Origin of the sequence: Pantoea ananatis LMG 2665 (assembly GCF_000710035.2) — a bacterium.
Lineage (GTDB): Bacteria > Pseudomonadota > Gammaproteobacteria > Enterobacterales > Enterobacteriaceae > Pantoea > Pantoea ananatis.
Genome location: NZ_JMJJ01000004.1, coordinates 416843 through 434279, shown reverse-complemented (window position 1 = coordinate 434279; position 17437 = coordinate 416843). Strand labels below are relative to the sequence as shown.

Genomic DNA, 17437 nt, shown 5'->3' with positions numbered 1-17437 from the left:
TCATGCGGTAAAAAACGCTGTTCCGGGGAGTGCGGTTCCGGAACAGCGGCGCGAAATGCTCGCAACAGGCTTACTCAGGCTTCGTGGACGTCAGCGTAATCCGTTCCAAAGGCCCGACAATAAAGAGATACGAAATCAGGCCGAGCAGCCCCATCGATCCCACATATAAAATCGCATAATCAAATGATTGCGTATTCGCCAGAATGATCCCGATCACCAGCGGGGTAACGATACTGGCCATATTGCCGCACATGTTGAAAACGCCACCGGCAATGCCCAACACCTCTTTCGGCGATGTATCGCTCAGCACACACCAGCCCAGATTGCCAAAACCTTTGGCGAAAAAGGCAACGCTCATGGCCGCAACCACCACAATTTCCGAGGACGTGTAATTGGCGATAACAATGACACAGGAGAGCAGCATCCCACAGATGACGGGCAGTTTACGCGCAACCGTCAGGCTGTAACCGCGTTTGAGTAACGCATCAGAAAACACGCCGCCCAACAGGCCGCCCACAAAACCCGCGATGGCCGGTATACTGGCAATAAATCCCACTTTCAGAATCGACATGCCCTTGGCCTGATAGAGATAGGTAGGGAACCAGGTCAGGAAGAACCAGGTAATTGAGGTGACACAAAACTGGCCAATGTAGACACCAATCATCATGCGGTTAATACACACGCTTTTAAACTGCGCCAGTGTAATTTTCTCTTGCGCCTTTTTACTGCCTAATGCGGGTTCTCCACCGCCGTCACGAATATACTCGATTTCCTCCTGATTTACTTTGGGATGCTGTAAGGGATCTCTGACTTTAAACAGCCAGACGATCCCTAAAATAACGCCAATCGCGCCGATATAATAAAAAACATAGTGCCAACTTAAATTATGAAGAATAATTGTCATCAAAGGCGTAATAATTCCGAGCGAGATATATTGTGCTGACTGATAAATCGACGTCACAAATCCCCGCTCTTTGTTTGGAAACCACTGCACACTTAACCGACTGTTTGCCGGAAACGCTGGCGCTTCAATGGCCCCCATCAATAAACGCAAAATCACCAGAACGATAAGCGGACTGGCGTAGAGATAAATCGTGCCCTGCAGCATGGTCACCAGCGACCAGCCAATCAGCGCACAGCCGTATACCATGCGGGCACCATAGCGGTCCAGTAACCAGCCGCCGGGTAATTGCATAATGACATAGGCAATACCAAAGGCCGAAAAGGCCAGCCCCATCGCTTCAGGATCAAAGCCCAACTCCTGACTCATAAAAGGCGCGACGACAGATAACGTCGCACGATCGGCATAATTAAATACGGTGGCAAGAAACAGAAATAGCAAAATAGAATAACGTACCTTGGTACGTTTTATTATTGTATTCATCACCCACTCCTGGATATCGGGTTGAGAGAGATTTAAAAGGAGAGGTGGCGGGAGAGATTCCCGCCAAAAAGATTAGGGACGTTTGCCGAATTCACAGGTTAATTGAGTCCAGCTTCGTGCTTGTTCGCTGAGCGTAAAACCAAGTCCGTGGCGATCTGAAACAAACATCCGTCCGTCACGTAATTCCAGTTGCTCATTAAATAACGGGTTCAGCCATTCGAAATGCTCCAGCCAGGGCTCAAGCGGATAGGCCGCCGCCAGATGCAGGTGAACCTCCATGGCGAAATGTGGCGCAAGCTTACGACCGTGCTTCGCCGCCAGATCCATGATTTTCAGGAAAGGGGAAATGCCACCCACGCGCGGCGCATCCGGCTGAACGAAATCACTGGCGTTGCCCAAAATCAGTTGCTCATGCTCACGGAAGCTGGTGAGCATCTCACCGGTCGCAATGGGCGTGTCCAGCGCGGCGGCCAGTTGTGCATGGCCTTCCACATCGTAAGCATCCAGCGGTTCTTCAATCCAGATCAGATTGAACGGCTCCATTTTGCGGCCCATACGGATAGCGGTCTCACGATCCCACTGTTGGTTGGCATCAACCATCAACGGAAAATCGTCGCCCAGCGCTTCACGCACTGCCGTTAAGCGACGAATGTCTTCGGCACAGTTTGGCTGCCCCACTTTCAACTTGATCCCGCCGATGCCGTTTTCACGTGAAATCACCACGTTCTTTAATACCTGCTCCAGCGGTGTATGCAGGAAGCCGCCCGAGGTGTTGTAGCACTGTACGGAATCACGATGGGAACCTAACAGTTTTGCCAACGGCAGCCCGGCGCGTTTCGCTTTCATATCCCACAGCGCAATATCAATGGGAGAGATAGCCTGCACCGCCATGCCGCTTCGTCCTACCGATGCGCCCGCCCACAGCAGTTTGGTGTAGATTTTATCAATATCGTTTGGATCTTCCCCCAGCAGATTATCGGCAATCTCCTTAGCATGCGCGTAAATGCCCTGCCCGCCAGCGCGTTTGGAATAGCTGAATCCCACCCCTTCAAAACCCTCACGGCTACGAATTTCAGCAATGATAATGGCCACTTCGGTTAACGGCTTTTGGCGCCCTGTCAGCACCTTGGCATCGCTGACGGGCGTGGCCAGGGGTAAAATCGACAGGGAGAGTTTGACCCATTCAATACGATCACCGACGTCAGCCGCCGTTTTTGCGTTTACCGTTTTGGCATAGCTCACGGCATTAGAATTTGCGCTTACAGACATAGTTATCTCCTGTGGTCTAAAAATGATTGCGCTAACATTTTTATCTTTACATCCCGGCCTGCGGCAGAAAACCGCGTTGTGTTTATTTTGAACAACAGATCACATTTACCTTGCATAAAGGGAGCCATGCTGCCAGCGAGATCGCATTTATAACTTTTTCTTCGTGTTAAACAACATAATGATTGCGTTAACATCTATCGCGAATTTTTTTAGTCATGTCAGCGCATACTGCTTAATGCGTAACGCACCGGCTGGAAATGCTCAGGAACATGAAGAATAATGCCAGTGCGAATACCGCCGTCACCGTGAAATGGATTGCCGTGAAAAGTTCGAAACCGACCCATGCGCCCACGCTTGAAGATGTCGCCCGCCATGCCGGACTGTCACCGATGACCGTCAGCCGCGTGCTGAATGCCCCGCAGTTAGTGCGGCCTAAAACGGCAGAAAGAGTCATGGAGGCGGTGCGGGTGACGGGATACATTCCTAATGCGCTGGCGGGAAGCCTGGCTTCAAGGCGCAGTAAGCTCATCGCTGTCGTGGTGCCGCAAATCAACAACAACATGTTCGTGGATACCATTCAGTCGTTGAGTGATGAGCTGGGCTTGCGGGGTTATCATATCCTGCTGAGCGTGGCGGGCTATCGCACTGATACTGAAGCCGAACTGGTGGCAACACTGCTGTCACGACGTCCGGACGGGATTGTTCTGACCGGGATCCATCATTCGGCCGCCCTTAAAAAGGTGATCCTGAATGCCGCGATACCGGTCGTTGAAATCTGGGATCTGACGCCAACGCCGCTCGATATGCTGGTGGGATTCTCGCATCAACGCGTCGGTCAGGCCACGGCAGAATACCTGCTTGAACAAGGCTTCCGTCGGCCCGGCCTGGTGTGGACGTCAGACAAACGTGCCGGACAGCGTAAACAGGGATTATGTGACGTCTTCAGCCAGCAAGGAATTGACGCAATCCCACAGGCAGACGCGGCGCTCCCCGCCTCTCTGGCATCCGGACGCGCCGGTTTAACGCAGCTCTTCGATCAGGGTGAGTATGACGTCATCGTCTGCAGTTCAGACACGCTGGCACAGGGTGCGATTATGGAGGCAGAAAGCCGTGGCCTGCGCGTGCCTGAAGATATTGCGGTGATGGGCTTTGGCGATCTGGATTTTGCTGCCAGCAATCGCCCTGCCCTCACCACGGTCAGCGTCGATCGGGTCGCTATAGGTCAACGTGCCGCTACGCTGCTGGCCGATCGGATTGAACAGCGTCCCTGCGCAGAAAGCATTATTGATATCGGCTTCCATTTAATTAAGCGTGAGTCGGCATAACAGGCGATACGGTTGCACGCTTGTTTATTACTTATTCCATTTTGATTTAGCCCATTCGCTATTTTATCGCGCCTGGCGATAGACGCGCTCTCGCCCGGCCTCTAAAGTGAAGCTTCCTGAATGATATGGAGCGCGACATTGCATGACTCTTTCCTCTGACCTGCTTGATGATGCGCTGCGCTGGCGCCACCAGTTTCATCGCGAACCCGAACTCGGCTATGAGGAACATCGGACCAGCGATAAGGTTGCGCATGAACTTGAGCAGGCGGGCCTGCAGGTATTTCGTGGTCTTGCCGGGACGGGCGTGGTTGGCACCCTGAAAAATGGAAGCGGACCGGTCATCGGCCTGCGTGCCGATATGGACGCGCTGCCCATCAATGAAAAAGGCGAAACCGCCTGGCGCTCCAGTAAACCTGGTGTGATGCACGCCTGCGGCCATGATGGCCACACGGCGATTTTACTGGCGGCCGCCAGACAGCTTGCCGCCACGCGTCAGTTCAGCGGCACGGTGCATTTTATTTTTCAGCCTGCGGAAGAAAACCTCGGCGGCGCCCGGAAAATGGTGGAAGAGGGATTATTTACCCGTTTCCCCATGGATGCTGTCTATGCGATGCACAACTGGCCCGGCCTGCCGCTGGGATCGCTGGCGGTTAACGCCGGTGCGATGATGGCCTCACTGGATGCGTTTGAAATTACGCTGAGCGGTAAAAGCTGCCACGCGGCCATGCCGGAAAGCGGTGCCGACCCGATGGTGGTGGCAGCTGAACTGATTCTGGCCCTGCAAACGATCCCCTCACGTCGCCTTTCTCCCCTTTCCTCAGCCGTGGTGAGCGTCACGCAGATTCAGGGTGGTGAGGCAATTAACGTGATTCCCGAACAGATCGTTCTGCGCGGCACCGTGCGCTGCCTGCAAGACGATGTGCGCAAACGGGTTCATGCGCTTATTGATGATTTTGTCACTACGCTGCCGAAACCCTTTGGCGTCTGCGGCGCGATTCGCTGGCTACCTGGCTACCCGGTGACAACCAACCATACAGGCCCGGCCCGGCAGGTTCACGACGTTGCCGTCAGTACGCTGGGGGAAGAGCAGGTGCGGTGGCAGGTGAATCCCTCTATGGCCTCTGAAGATTTCGCCTGCATGCTGGAAGCCTGCCCGGGGGCCTATTTCTGGCTCGGTGCAGATGGTGCAACCCCATCCGCCCCCTTACATAATGCTCACTACGATTTCAACGATGCGCTCATCCCCACCGGTATCCGCTTCTGGCAAAACCTGGTTGAGCACGCCCTGCCACAGGCTCACCGTTAAAAACCGGCCGCCGCCAGTTTCTCAAGGCCGGCTTCCCGCGAGGCGCACTGACCGCTTGCGCGCAGGCAGCAGGCAATTTGCAGTCGCAGCGCCTCTGGTAGAGGGCGCTGGTGATTCAGCACCTCTTCCGTCCACCGCGCTGTCTCGGCGGCCGACTTGTCGGCGGGCAGCGGCACCGCTACCTCCGGCTGTCTCTCTACCCAGACCTCCGCCTGCTGTGCTGCACCGCCCACATAGCTGATGGCCGGGCAGCGCTGCGGATTGGCATAAACCTCACCTTCGGTCCCGTTCAGCAGAATCGCGGGGGCATCGATAGCGCTAAAAAAGGTCGCCACCCGTGGAACATACTCCGGGTGGGATACGCTTGACAGGCGCAGGGCCTCGCGCTCACCAAACGGCGTGGCCAGCTTCGCCAGCGTGTGGGCGCTGTTACGCACGCCCATGCGCCAGCGTAACGACAGCTGTTTTGCCATGGGTGGGCAGAGGTGATCGATGGTAATAAAGGCCAGCTCACCCCTGTCGAGCTTTGCCTGTGCCTGTTCGGCCGTAGTGACCGGCACGATCCCCAGCGCGGCAAAGACCGCTTCGCTGGTCACGCGCGTGGCATCGTCACTGACGCCGTGAACCAGCACGGGCAGACCGAGCCTGTTAAGCACCTGCGCCAGTAATGGGGTTAAATTTCCCTGACGGCGCGCACCGTTATAGCTGGGAATGACCACAGGCATGGGACGACCGCTCGGCGCCTGCAGGCGCATCACACGCGACTGCATCGCCTGATAGAAGCCGCGCATTTCTGCTTCGCCTTCACCTTTGATTCGCAGGGCGATTAAAATACTGCCCATTTCAAGATCCGGCACCTCGCCGTCCAGCATTGCGCCGTAGAGTGCCAGGGCACTGTCGAAATCGATATCGCGAGCATGGTTCTTACCGCGCCCGACTTCTTTGATAATTTTATTCAGTTCCATCACGCATTTCCGCTCAGTGGCAACGACTTAACGCCGCTTCGCACGCGGTTTGCGCGTGCCGGGATTGGGTTTGGTGTTTCTGGCCTCGGGTTCAGGCGTGACCGGCTGCTCAATTGAAAACACCGGCAGCGCCGCCAGCAGCCGACTGCCGTAAGCTTTACTCAACAGGCGGCGATCGTAAATAACAATCTCGCCAAAACACTGATGGCTGCGGATCAAACGCCCGACCTGCTGAATCAGCGTAAAAGAGGCGCTGGGTAAGCTCTGTACCTCAAACGGATAACGCCTGAGGCTCTTCAGCCATTCGCCCTCGGTTAAAATTACCGGACTGTCTATGGGCGGAAAAGCAATTTTATGGATATGTACCTGACTGAGCAGCTCACCTTTTAAATCCAGCCCTTCCGCAAACGACTGCAGGCCGATGAGAATACTGGTATCGCCCTGCTCTACCCGTTTGCGGTGCAGGGCGATCAGGCGACTGCGGGGCTGATCGCCCTGCACCAGCATCATCAGTCGTAATTCTGGCAGCGCCTCGACAAACTGTTGCATGGCGCGCCCGCTGGCAAATAACACCAGCACGCCTTTATGCTTTTCTGTCTGCATTTGCTGGCGGAAAAAGGCCGCCATCTCCGCGATGTGCTCAGCCTCATTCGCCATCAACGGTTCGTAGCGCATCTGCGGGATCACCAGCTTGCCCTGATCGACGTGGCTGAACGGCGACGCCAGTGCCACAAAACGGTCGCCCGCCTTTTCATTCAACCCCGACATTTCCTGCAGGCGGCTAAAGCTGTTCAATGAGCGCAAGGTCGCGGAGGTCACGACAACGTGAGGAATCTTGCGCCACAGCATTTTTTCCAGCTGATCGCAGACGCGAATTCCCGCGCAGTGGAAGAACAGGTGTGCCTGACCGTCGCGCAGTTCACGGGTTATCCATTTTGAAACGGGCGCACCAGAGGCTTTTTCCATCGCAGCCAGTCGCCACAGCTTGCTGACTGATTCAAACCAGCCAAAGTGGCGGTTGAGCTGCAATAAATTGCGGTGCAGACGCACGAGATCGACGCTTCCGGTTTGTTCACTCAAGGCGTTAATCAACCCTTCGCTGAGCCCACGTAGCCCGTCGCTCAGCTTGAACAGCCGGGCGCACAGCGCCAGCAGCTCGTCAGGTAAGGTGCCCAACACGAAACGAAACTCGCCGGGCTGATTGTGCGGCGGAAGCAATGGGCTTAATGCCTCACTTATGGTGGCAAGGCGTTCGCGCAGTTCATCACAGTGGGCTTTAAGACGTTCGGGATTAGCCAACGGCGGGGGTGATTTGGGCCGCATCTGGCTCATAATCGCCTCCACCAGCTTCACAAACAGATCGAGCTGCAGGCTGGTCCAGCCCGGCGTGATATCGGCGCTCATCTCCAGTGCATCACGCGCCACTTCAGGCAGGTGATGCCCTTCATCCAGCACCAGCATCAGATTTTTGGCCGGGGGCAGCACCGATTCGTTTTCCATGGCCGCCATCACCAGCGCGTGGTTGGCTACCACCACATCGACCTGCTCGATTTCCCGCCGGGCAACGAAAAACGGACATTCGCGGTACCAGCGGCAATGCACGCCAAGGCAACTGGCTTTGTCAGTAGACAGACGCTGCCACAGGCTGTCGCTGACGTTCTCCTCGCTGTGATCGCGCAGGCCATCCCACTGATAGCGATCCAGTGACTTTTGCAGCCGTCCGCACTGGATCTGCTCTTCTTTGGTGCTGCTGACCGCTTCGTCATCCAGGTAGAACAGCAAATCGGCCTGCTGATTATCGTCTGCGACCAGCGCGGCCAGATTGCGCGGACACACATAGCGCCCGCGTCCAAAGGCAGCAGTAAAGGTGAGATCCGGAATGATTTTTTTAAGCAATGGCAAATCTTTGCTGAAGATCTGATCCTGCAAGGCGACGTTGGCCGTGCTGATCACCAGCCGCTTCTCTTCCGCGCGGCTGACGGCGATGCCAGGAATAAGATACGAAAGGGTTTTGCCCACGCCAGTCGGCGCTTCTACAGCCAGGTGGCGACCGTCATCACCCGACAGACATTTCGCGACCTCCGCGATCATCTGCCGCTGGGCAGGACGGGGAATAAAGTCTGGCACCTGTTGCTGCAGCGCTTTATACCACTGTGCGATCTGGCTTTTTAATGCTGCTGTCAGGGCCATGTTAAGATTACCGCTTTACTCGATGGCCTGTATTTTTACACAGTATCGCAGTGACGTCAGCTTTCGGGTCTGTTTTTTCGTGCTGGCTTCAGAAAAGGCCTGCTCGTGCTGTCGGGTCAACAGCAGGCCACAGCCGCCGTGGCGCGTTGTCGCGTGTTGCGCAGGGATAAGGCGGCGGCCCGAAGGCCTGTACTTCAGCCGCCGTGCGAATCCAGCACCTTAAACATCACTGTGGTCGCGTCCAGTTTTCCCTCAATAGACTGCGCATAGGCAGGAATTTCACCCGCAACCTGCCAGTGCAGCGCGCGATAAAGATCGCTTGCCACGTCCCCGGATCGGGTGTCCAGCACCAGCAGGCGTTTTCCCTTCTGATGCGCCCGCTGTTCTGCCTGCTGCATTAACCTGCGCGCTATCCCCTGCCGCCGCGCCTGCGGATGCACGAGCAGCTTACTGACTTCGGCCCTATGGCTTCCATTGGGCATGGCGCTGTCATTGAGCATCACGGTGCCCACCACCCGGCCATGCTGGCGGGCAACCAGCAGTTCACTCTGGCCTTTTTCCAGCGCGGCAAGCTGATTTTGCCAAAAAAGGGTCATCACGCTGATGTTTTCAGGATCGATAAAACCGATGCTGGCACCCTCGGCCACACAGGCCTGTAAGACCTGGGCCAGTTCGGGTAAAACCTGTTGTGCCTCAGCGGCGCTGAGTTGTTGATACGTCATCATGATTTGCAGACCACCAGTAAGTAGCGGGCACCTTCAGTAAGATGTGCCTGAAAAGCGGACGCGCCGCTAAGATGAAAACGCAGGCTGTCGCCGGGTGCTAAGGTCCAGCTCTGCGCGCCCATGGTTATCGTCAGCTGTCCCTGTTGCATCCAGATATGTTGTTCCATGCCCTGTAGCGGTGGCGCGTCGTATTCGACGCGCGCGCCGGGCCGCAGTGTGCCTTCGATCAGCTCACAGCGGAAATTATGGGCGGGCGGTGAGACATTGCGGCGGCTAAATCCACTGGCTTCGTCGTTCCAGATCGGCTGGCGTTCGCGAGGGATCAGGAGATCGCTTTCCGCTTCCACTTCGCTCAGCAGGCGCGACATGGTCAGACTGTAAGCCACACACAAACGATTAAGCAGGGCAGCCGTTGGGCTGGTTTCAGCACGCTCAATACGCGATAATGTGGGCCGGCTAATGCCGGTGGCGGTTGAGAGTTCATCAAGTGACCAACCCTGCTTCATCCGTAATTCTGCAAGGCGGGCTGCTAAGCGTTGCTCCGTATTATCAAAAGACATGTTTCATCTCACTTATGAAAAATAAATCTCATAACTGAGATAGAACAACAATTAAGCGCAGCCGTCAAGTTGTACATCTAAAAATTGGTTGTACAACTTAACAGGCTTCGTTATGGTGTTTTAACTCAGGTCAGTTTAAAGAGGTAAATATGACCTTATACAGTATCGGCGATGTCGCCGAACGCTGTGGCATAAATCCGGTTACCTTACGCGCCTGGCAACGACGTTATGGATTATTGAAACCACAACGTACCGAAGGCGGTCATCGACAGTTCGATGAAGAAGATGTTCAGCGTATCCAGGAAATCATGCGCTGGATTGAAAGTGGAGTACCAGTAGGCAAGGTCAAAGCACTACTGGAAGGTGGAGATGTTGATTCCAACGATGGCTGGACCGCCATGCAGGACGAACTCATCAGCATACTGCGCCATGTAAGACCGGCTAAGCTACGCAACAAGATCGCTTTAATTGGTCGCGAACATGCGGTTGATGCCTTGATCGATCACGTTTTTATGCCCATAAGGCAGAAACTCAGCCTGGATCAGAATACAGCACGGACAATGTGCAGCCTGCTGGATGGCATCCTGATCGACTACGTGGCTTTTTGTCTGGCAAGCAGTCGCAAAAAAGCCGGTAAAGAAGCGCTGATTATTGGCTGGGGCATTGAAGATCGCACGCGCATCTGGCTGGAAGGATGGCGACTGTCGCAGCACGGCTGGCGCATCGACGTGCTTGCCGAACCGCTTGATGTTCCCCGGCCCGAGTTATTTCCGGGGCTGAATATGTTTGTTTTTACCGGTAAAAGACTGACGCGCCGTCAGCAGGAACAGCTGGCACACTGGCAGGAACAGGGATTCTCTGTACGTTTGCACGACGCACACTGAAATAAAAACGCACGCTCGGCACTATGACTGCTGCCTTGCGCGCGCTATTATCCCCGCCTTGACGTAAACACCCTCAGGTTAGTTATGAACTGGAAAAAAACATTTTTTGCCACGCTGTTTGCCATTATGGCTATCGGCGGCACCAGTGGACTTATGCTGGTTGGCTATTCACTTATCGTTCATTCACGCTAAGACGGCGCTGCAGCCGTTCAAACAGGCGATCGCTGACGATCGCTAACAGCCCGACCAGCAACGCGCCTTGTATGACACAGGCGGTATTAAAGCCGCTCAGGCCGATGATGATGGGCGATCCCAGGCTCTTTGCCCCGACGGTAGAGGCGATGGCCGCCGTGCCGATATTGATGATGACGGAGTTACGTATCCCGGCAATGATCACCGGTGCCGCCAGCGCAAGCTCAACCTGCCACAAACGCTGCCAGCCACTCATGCCGACACCCACGGCGATCTCACGACTGCTGGCCGGGACGCTGTCCAGCCCCGCCAGTGTGCCCTGTAAAATTGGCAGCAGCCCATAAAGCAGCAATGCCACCACGGCAGGCCACGCGCCGAATCCCATGACAGGCACGGCTATCGCCAGCACCGCCACCGGCGGGATCGTCTGACCGGCGGCGGCGATGGTTTCCAACAACGGGCGAAAAGCCCGTCCCGCAGGGCGAGTGACCAGCACGCCGCTGCCGACGCCGATAGCAACCGCCATCAGGCTGGCGGTTACCACCAGAAAAAGATGTGCCAGGGTGAGCTGCCAGAAACTGTCCTGCTGATAAAGCGGGCGGGCCAGATCGGGAAACCAGGCGGCAAACACGGGGCCGCTGTAGGGCATGGCCGCCAGCAGGCTGAGATAAAACAGGACCAGCCACAGCAGAGGATCGGCTAACCGTCGCATTGTTGAGCCTCTGCGTGATGAAGGAGATCGCTGAAGTAGAGCACGCCCAGCGGTTGCTGATGCGCATCTACGACGGGCAGTTTATCCGTGCCGCGGCTGATAAACTGTGACAACGCTTCGCGCAGGCTCAGCGTCGCCGCCAGCGGCTCGGCATCCAGCCATTCCCCACGACGTACTGCGCGTCCCACCTGGCCAAGCGCCAGCAGATGCAGCCCTATCTCGCTGCGCCCCAGAAAATCACGCACAAAGTCGTTGCCTGGCCGGGTCAGCAATTCAAGCGGTTTACCCTGCTGAACGATCTCACCGTCGTCCATGAGTACAATATTGTCGGCCAGCGTCAGGGCTTCATCAATATCGTGCGTGACCAGCACGATGGTGCACCCTGAAGCACGGTGAATGCGTAACATCTCCTGCTGAAGCGCAGTGCGCGTGACCGGGTCCAGTGCGCCAAAGGGTTCATCCATCAGCAGTACGTCAGGATCCGCCGCCAGCGCCCGCGCAACACCAACGCGCTGCTGTTGTCCCCCGGAGAGCTGATGTGGATAGCGGCGAAGTAATGCCGGATCCAAATTCAGCAGTGCGATCAACTCGTCAATACGTTCGCGCCTGCGCGCTTTTGACCAGCCCAGCAAGGCAGGGACGGTAGCCATGTTCTTTTCAATCGTCCAGTGCGGAAACAGACCAATCGACTGAATGGCATAGCCGGTACGGCGGCGCAGCGCCTGGGCATCCATCTGACGAATGGATTCGCCTGCAAAGCGGATTTCCCCTTCATCGTACTCCACCAGACGATTAATCATTTTAAGCGTGGTCGATTTACCTGAGCCCGAGGTGCCCAGCAGCACGGTAAAGGTTCCTTTTGCGATGGTCAGCGACAGGTTTTTAACCGCGGCTTTACCCGCAAAGAACCGGGTGACGCCATCAAACTGAATCATCTTTTCTCTCCAGCAGGGAAATCAACAAGCGGAATAACGCATCCAAAGTCACCGCCATCGCAATCACCGGGATCACGCCTAACAGCACTAAGTCCAGCGCGTTGCTCAGCAGCCCCTGGAAAATAATCGCGCCGAATCCGCCTGCGCCGATCAGCGCCGCCACCACGGCCATGCCCAGTGTCTGCACCACCACAACCCGTATGCCCGACAACCACACCGGCAAGGCCAGCGGCACCTCCACGGCGAAAAACTGCTGCCTGCCGCTCAGCCCCATGCCGCGCGCACTTTCGCGCACGTCTGGCGGCACCTGCTGCAGTCCGGTTACCACGCTGCGCACCAGCGGCAACAGGGCATACAACACCAGCGCGATCAGCGCGGGCGCCATGCCAATGCCGCTGATGCCCCATGCACCTGCCCAGGGAAAGCGTTTTGCCAGCCCCGCCAGTGGGGCAATGAGTAAGCCAAACAGCGCCACGGAGGGCACCGTCTGAACCACATTCAGCACGCCGAAGACGCTGCTTTGCCAGCCGGATCGCCGGTAAAGCACGATGCCCAGCGGGAAAGCAATCAGTAAAGCAGGCAGGACGGTGGCGGCCAGTAGCGTCAGATGACGCAATAAGGCCGCATCAAAGACCGACTGGCGGTTGGCATATTCTTTCAGTAACGACAGGTCGTCCAGCTGGCCGCTGAACAGCAGCCAGAGGGGAAGGATCCATACCAGCAGATTCAGCACCAGTTGCCACAGCCTGCGGCGGGTGAGCGCACGCGCGGTATCGGTGATCAACAGTAGCGTCAGCGCGCTGCCGCACCACATGCCGCTCGCAAAGCTGGTTCGCGCCAGTCGGCTGCCCTGCCCGGCCAGCACCCTGGCCTGGTCGCCGCTGAGCCAGATCATGACCGCCAGCACCAGCCCGGCGCTTATTAACTGCAACGCGCAGCGAAACCCCGTCGGTCTGGCCCACAGCAGTAACCACAGCAACGCCAGCGGGGGCAGAAGCGCCATGCCGTGCGCCATTTGCCAGAGCATCACCGGCTGGCCGGCAACCAGACGATTAGCCGCAAAGCTCACAAACGGCAGGCAGCCTGACGTCAGGCTCAGTAACATAATCAGTACCAGCGCCACCGGCTGCTGTCGAGGCCGGGATATCGCCTCCCGCGATAGCCACATCGGTTACAGCAGCTTTTTCTGTTCTAACCACGCTTTCGCCACGCTGCTGGCGTCCTGCCCTTCAACGGCAATTTTGGCGTTGAGCTGCTGCAATGTCTTTTCATCCAGCGCACTGAAAACGGGTTTAAGCCATGCAGCCATTTGCGGGTAAGCCTGGAGAACCGCTTCACGCACTACTGGCGCAGGCGCATAAATGGGCTGAACGCCTTTTGGGTCACTGAGCGTTTTCAGGCCCAACGCGGCAACCGGGCCATCCGTACCGTAAGCCATGGCGGCATTGACGCCTGACGTTTGCTGCGCGGCTGCGCCGATAGTCACGGCGGTATCGCCCCCGGCCAACGATAACAGCTGATCCTGTTTTAACGTAAAGCCATAGGCTTTTTCGAATGCGGGAAGCGCATCACTGCGTTCAATAAATTCCGCAGAGGCAGCCAGCTTGAACGTGCCCCCTTTTTTCAGATAGGCGCTGAGATCGTCAAGGGAGTTGAGGTGATTTTTCTCCGCGACGTCGTTACGGACCGCGATGGTCCAGGTGTTGTTCGCCGGGGCGGGCGTCAGCCACACGAGGTGATTTTTTTCGGCATCAAGTTTTTTCACTTTTTCATAGCCTTCGCGGGCATGCTTCCAGGCACTGTCTTTTTCATCATTAAAAAAGAAGGCTCCGTTGCCGGTGTATTCCGGGTAGATATCCAGTTCGCCCGCGGTGATGGCGCCCCGCACCACCTGGGTTGCCCCCAGCTGAATTTTGTTAACGGTCTTGACGCCGTGCTTTTCCAGCACCAGCAGGATGACATTGCCCAGCAGTGAGCCTTCAGTATCTATCTTGGAACCCACACGCACCGGGTCGGCCGCGTGTGCCATTCCCAGACTCAGCAGTAAAAGGCTGATGCCGGCCAAACCGCGAATGTTTGCCATGATGCTTTCCTTATTGATGTATTCATCTGGAAGTACGGTTGGCTGTAGGGATAACCTGCCAGGCACGCCCACCGTTTTAGAGGTTGCAATAAAAGCGTAGCCTGGCAATCGCATTCCGCGATCTGTTTTGTCCTGAAATCAGATGCGGCTAACCCTGACCGCATCGGCCAGGGCTCGGTGATTAAGCCGGGAAAGTGAAACTGTCGAGACAGGCTGGAATACGGGGAAAGGTATGAAGGAACCAGGGCGTAAACTGCTGGGGCTGCTGCTGCATTTGCTGGGCAATATCCTGCATTGAGCGGTAGTCAAATGCATCCGCCTCCTGCGGGTTAAGCACGGGCAGCGCGTCGCTCACGGCAAAAAAGACATGGCCGTACTCGTGCTCTGTCAGGCCATTACTGAGCGGCAGGTTATAGCTCAGTTCGAAGACAGGCGTCAGCGACAGGATCATGCCCATTTCTTCGCGCAGACGGCGTTCGGCCGCCTCTTTAGTCGATTCATGAGGATAAGGATGACCGCAGCAGGTATTGCTCCATAATCCGCCGCAGTGATATTTGTCACTGGCGCGACGCTGGAGCAGCAGCTCCTGCCGGGTGTTAAAAACGTACACCGTGACAGCGCGGTGCAGTAATCCTTTTTCATGCACTTCCAACTTTTCCATTTTGCCGGTGGGACGATCAAGATGGTCGACGAGGATAACTTCAATAGCAGACATGAGGATTCCTTGAGTGTATTCCTCATTATTCTGGCACAAGATTGGGGAGGTTGAGGGGATAAAATTGTGCTGTTTATGCACAAATCTGTCAGACGGCAATGGCGATCGTCGAAAACGTCAGGCCAGCGGGCGCTGGCCTGACTGTGAATTACAGTTTGAAGCTTTGTACAACCTGTTCCAGTTGCAGACTCTGGGCTTCCATCGCCTGCGCGGCAGAGGAGACCTCTTCCACTAAGACGGCGTTCTGCTGCGTGGTGCCGTCAAGCTGAGTAATGGCAACGTTAACCTGTTCGATGCCCATGCTCTGCTCACGACTGGCGGCCATGATCTCGCTCATTAGCGTAGTGACGCTGCTCACGCCCTGCACCAGCTCGTCCATGGTTTGTCCTGCCTGTTCGACCAGCTGACTGCCTGCATCGATATTCGCGACCGACTCTTCGATCAGTTTTTTGATTTCACGTGCGGAGTTGGCCGAACGCTGCGCCAGATTACGCACCTCCGAGGCGACCACGGCAAAACCACGGCCCTGCTCGCCAGCACGCGCGGCTTCAACGGCGGCGTTGAGTGCCAGGATATTGGTCTGGAAGGCAATGCTGTCGATCACGCTGATGATATCGACGACTTTACGCGAAGAGTGGTGAATTTCGCCCATCGTGCTCACCACCTGACGAACCACTTCCGTTCCGCGCGACGCCACTTTAGAAGCCTCACCCGCCAGCTGGTTCGCATGCGTTGCGTTGTCGGCGTTCTGGCGTACAGTGCCGGTCAGTTGCTCCATAGAAGCCGCCGTTTCAACAATCGAGCTGGCCTGCTCTTCCGTGCGCGAGGAGAGGTTGGTGTTGCCGCTGGCAATTTCACGCGACGCCGCAGAGATGGCCAGGGCGCTGCTGCCGACCTGCTGCATTAACCCCTGCAGATAGCTGATAAAGTGGTTAAAGCTCTGCGCAACGGCGTTAAATTCCGGGCTGTTACTGGCTGGCAGACGCTGCGTGAGATCCGCGCCCCCTGTCGACAGCGCTTCGATATTTTGGTTGAGCATGCTCAAACGCTTCATCATGGCGCGCATGAAACCCAGCATGACCAGCAACAGAATAATGGCCAGAGGGATCTGCACCAAACCCAGGCGCATCAGCATATTGTGGGACTGGGCTTTCAGCAGGCTGGACGGTACGCTACTGGCCAGATACCACGGGCTGCCCGGAATAGCCTGCAGAAACAGCGTTTGCTCGCCATCGTTGCTGCTATAGGTTGACTCTGCGGACTTTGTCCCCGCACTGGCAAGCATCGCTTTCAGCGGCGCAGCCATAGGATTTTGCAGATCGCTCAGGTTTTCGAGTTTCGGCGTGCCGTTAACCAGCGCCGCGTTACCCACGACTTTGCCGTCAGACTCAACGATCAGGACGTCTCCATGAATCGCCTCGCCCATCTTTTTAGCCAGTTGGTTGAAGAAACCCAGCGTAACGTCGATGGTGGAAACGCCCCAGACTGTCCCGTCGCGGTAGATTGCCATGGCACAGTTGGTACGCGGCTGTGGGCTGGCGGCATCCTGATAAGCTTTAGCCCATGCGCACTGCCCTTTCGGCGCGGCCATGCCGTCTTTATACCAGGGCTGCTCCCAGTATTTGTCCGCGGCTTCAGAGTTCCAGTAGGTGTTAACCTGAAGCTTGTTGCTGGCGTCACGTGCAAAAAAGCTGCTGTCTTTCTCTTTACCCGCCTCGCGACGATGGGGTAAAGGCCAGATACCGCCACCGAAAACGTTACTGTCCTGATACTGGTTGACCAGTGCAGGTAATAAGGTGTCGATGGCGGCGCTGTCGATGACCGAGGCGGCCTCGGTAATGGCACGTTGCTGTGCCTGAACACGGTTCATTTGCTCAACGATGCCGGTTGCCAGCGAATCCACCTGATAGCGAATCAGGCGGCTTTCATTGTCCACCAACTGAGGCGCGACAAACTGGTTGATCACCCAAATAGTGACCAACACTAGCGCAACAAAAAAACCGATAAGCGTTGCTGTGAAGCGGGATTGCGTGGTCTTTAACATCATTGTTCCCCTGGACCTTTTGTGGCGCTATTGCCTGATCGGGGTTAACGGCACGGCAAGGGGGAACTTGAGTAGACCAGATCACAAATTTAACAAGTCTTTTAACAATAAAGATATTTAGTTACGCCAGGTCAGTAACTTTTTCCAC

The 17437-nt window shown here is 56.1% G+C and carries 16 protein-coding genes; 4 read left to right on the top strand and 12 right to left on the bottom strand.

The window, feature by feature from the left end; genetic code table 11:
* Positions 1–70: 70 nt before the first annotated feature.
* Complete coding sequence (locus tag EL29_RS03870; protein ID WP_014593257.1) at positions 71–1384, bottom strand: MFS transporter; 1314 nt, start codon at positions 1382–1384, stop codon at positions 71–73.
* Positions 1385–1456: 72 nt separating this feature from the next.
* Entirely contained in the window at positions 1457–2653 is a 1197-nt protein-coding gene (locus tag EL29_RS03865; protein WP_013025150.1) for an L-talarate/galactarate dehydratase, read from the bottom strand.
* Positions 2654–2922: 269 nt separating this feature from the next.
* On the opposite strand from EL29_RS03865, the gene EL29_RS03860 reads away from it, so the two are divergent.
* Together EL29_RS03860 and EL29_RS03855 are read left to right on the top strand one after the other, a co-directional pair.
* Positions 2923–3978: a LacI family DNA-binding transcriptional regulator gene (locus EL29_RS03860; RefSeq protein ID WP_019106162.1), complete on the top strand. Its 1056-nt coding sequence runs from the start codon at positions 2923–2925 to the stop codon at positions 3976–3978.
* Between the two features lie 142 nt (positions 3979–4120).
* Positions 4121–5284 carry a M20 aminoacylase family protein gene (locus tag EL29_RS03855; protein ID WP_024470907.1) on the top strand — a complete coding sequence of 388 codons (1164 nt, stop codon included), beginning with the start codon at positions 4121–4123 and terminating at the stop codon, positions 5282–5284.
* On the opposite strand, the gene ybiB is transcribed toward EL29_RS03855, so the two are convergent.
* From ybiB to EL29_RS03835, 4 genes are all read right to left on the bottom strand, one after another.
* Positions 5281–6249, bottom strand: coding sequence for a DNA-binding protein YbiB (ybiB, locus tag EL29_RS03850; RefSeq protein ID WP_014593253.1), 969 nt, complete (start codon positions 6247–6249; stop codon positions 5281–5283). The genes EL29_RS03855 and ybiB overlap by 4 nt on opposite strands.
* Positions 6250–6276: 27 nt before the next feature.
* Positions 6277–8439, bottom strand: coding sequence for an ATP-dependent DNA helicase DinG (gene dinG, locus EL29_RS03845; protein WP_014593252.1), 2163 nt, complete (start codon positions 8437–8439; stop codon positions 6277–6279).
* A 194-nt stretch (positions 8440–8633) separates the two neighbouring features.
* Positions 8634–9164 (bottom strand): GNAT family N-acetyltransferase, encoded by a 531-nt coding sequence (locus EL29_RS03840; RefSeq protein WP_014593251.1) that lies wholly within the window; start codon positions 9162–9164, stop codon positions 8634–8636.
* Positions 9161–9724, bottom strand: a complete 564-nt coding sequence (locus tag EL29_RS03835; protein ID WP_013025144.1) for a helix-turn-helix domain-containing protein — start codon at positions 9722–9724, stop codon at positions 9161–9163. Before EL29_RS03835 ends, EL29_RS03840 begins: the two co-directional genes overlap by 4 nt.
* Before the next feature lie 149 nt (positions 9725–9873).
* Between EL29_RS03835 and EL29_RS03830 the strand changes: the two genes are divergently transcribed.
* Together EL29_RS03830 and EL29_RS23525 are read left to right on the top strand one after the other, a co-directional pair.
* Positions 9874–10608 (top strand): MerR family transcriptional regulator, encoded by a 735-nt coding sequence (locus EL29_RS03830; RefSeq protein WP_013025143.1) that lies wholly within the window; start codon positions 9874–9876, stop codon positions 10606–10608.
* A gap of 84 nt (positions 10609–10692) precedes the next feature.
* Positions 10693–10800 carry a YohO family small membrane protein gene (locus EL29_RS23525; protein ID WP_013025142.1) on the top strand — a complete coding sequence of 36 codons (108 nt, stop codon included), beginning with the start codon at positions 10693–10695 and terminating at the stop codon, positions 10798–10800.
* On the opposite strand, the gene EL29_RS03825 is transcribed toward EL29_RS23525, so the two are convergent.
* From EL29_RS03825 to EL29_RS03800, 6 genes are all read right to left on the bottom strand, one after another.
* Positions 10781–11512, bottom strand: coding sequence for an ABC transporter permease (locus tag EL29_RS03825; protein ID WP_028714966.1), 732 nt, complete (start codon positions 11510–11512; stop codon positions 10781–10783). The genes EL29_RS23525 and EL29_RS03825 overlap by 20 nt on opposite strands.
* Complete coding sequence (locus tag EL29_RS03820) at positions 11500–12447, bottom strand: ABC transporter ATP-binding protein (protein WP_024470905.1); 948 nt, start codon at positions 12445–12447, stop codon at positions 11500–11502. Before EL29_RS03820 ends, EL29_RS03825 begins: the two co-directional genes overlap by 13 nt.
* Positions 12434–13615, bottom strand: a complete 1182-nt coding sequence (locus EL29_RS03815; RefSeq protein WP_028714965.1) for an ABC transporter permease — start codon at positions 13613–13615, stop codon at positions 12434–12436. The genes EL29_RS03820 and EL29_RS03815 overlap by 14 nt, the downstream gene beginning before the upstream one ends.
* 3 nt (positions 13616–13618) lie before the next feature.
* On the bottom strand, positions 13619–14530 hold the full coding sequence (gene osmF, locus EL29_RS03810) for a glycine betaine ABC transporter substrate-binding protein OsmF (protein ID WP_015700703.1): 912 nt from the start codon (positions 14528–14530) through the stop codon (positions 13619–13621).
* A gap of 181 nt (positions 14531–14711) precedes the next feature.
* Entirely contained in the window at positions 14712–15245 is a 534-nt protein-coding gene (idi, locus tag EL29_RS03805) for an isopentenyl-diphosphate Delta-isomerase (RefSeq protein WP_014593247.1), read from the bottom strand.
* Between the two features lie 148 nt (positions 15246–15393).
* Positions 15394–17289, bottom strand: coding sequence for a methyl-accepting chemotaxis protein (locus tag EL29_RS03800; RefSeq protein ID WP_026021034.1), 1896 nt, complete (start codon positions 17287–17289; stop codon positions 15394–15396).
* Positions 17290–17437 lie beyond the last annotated feature (148 nt).